This window comes from Qipengyuania proteolytica (assembly GCF_019711565.1).
In the GTDB taxonomy this organism is placed as follows: Bacteria; Pseudomonadota; Alphaproteobacteria; order Sphingomonadales; family Sphingomonadaceae; genus Qipengyuania; species Qipengyuania proteolytica.
In genome coordinates this window covers 1-1016 of sequence record NZ_JAIGNN010000007.1, presented here as the reverse complement: position 1 = coordinate 1016, position 1016 = coordinate 1, and the positions used below count along the sequence as shown (strand labels likewise).

The 1016-nt window shown below is 60.0% G+C and carries 1 pseudogene; it reads left to right on the top strand.

The annotated features are described in order from the left end of the window. Positions 1-717, top strand: a pseudogene (locus tag K3172_RS15395) (hypothetical protein); the annotation flags it as partial. Positions 718-1016: the final 299 nt, after the last annotated feature.

Sequence of the window (1016 nt, the reverse complement as noted above, 5' to 3'; positions counted from 1 at the left end):
CTCATGGGCAAGCTTTTTGATGCCGCTGGCGAGCCTATGAGCCCGACCACGTCGCGCGGCAAATCGGGGCGGTCATACCGCTACTACGTTTCGGCCTCGCTGCAGCAGGGCGCTCGGGCCTCCGATTGCGAACTGGTTCAGCGACTGTCTGCGCCCGAGATCGAGCGCGTCATCGCCGCCGCGATGAAACGATGGACCCCCAAAGTCGAAGATCCGTTCTCGATTCTGCGATCGGTCTGCCTGACCGAGCGAGGCCTGCAAGTCGCGCTGGACGCAACACAGGCAGTGAGTACGGCAGCCAGGTTGGCGGAGGACCAGACGATCATTGATCACACCGCCGACGCGATCAGCGTCCAGCTGCCCATCCGGTTCGCAAAGCGCGGCAGCAGACGGCATATAGTGGCAGCGAGTTCGCGCCCGCCACAGCCTGACCGTGTCCTGATTACTGCCCTCAGGAAAGCCCACGCGATGCTGCGCGCCGAGCGGGGGGCGCCCGTCATGGATACAGCTCCTGATTCTCCCTATGACCGCAATATTCTCCGGCTCGCCTTCCTCGCGCCCGACATTCAGCGCGCGATCCTCGCCGGGCGCCAGCCGCTTGATCTCAACCTCGAAGCCTTGAAGAAGATCACGATCCCGCTGGCCTGGTCACAGCAGCGCAAAGCGCTGGGATTTGGCGAAGTCGGCATTCCCTGTTCTGGCAAACAAATACCCTGATTGCGTCGATTAAGGTCCCTGTTATGGGCAATTAAATTCCCTGTTCCGTCGAAGAATAGGGAAACCCTGTTTTCGGCCGCGTAAGCCGCGGAAATGTGGCCCTATTATCTCGGCAACATGCCCCGAAATCGCTCAAATCGGCCTGTTTTGGGCCTCAATTTTGCAAAATTCCCTGTTCTTCCCTGTTTATCAGGGAAATGCACCCAAACCGAACCGATGGCGCAAGCCAAGAGACGGGCCTCCCAAACGGCCCCTGAAACGGCCCCAGAGACCGCAAGAATGATGCGGGCGTTACGGAT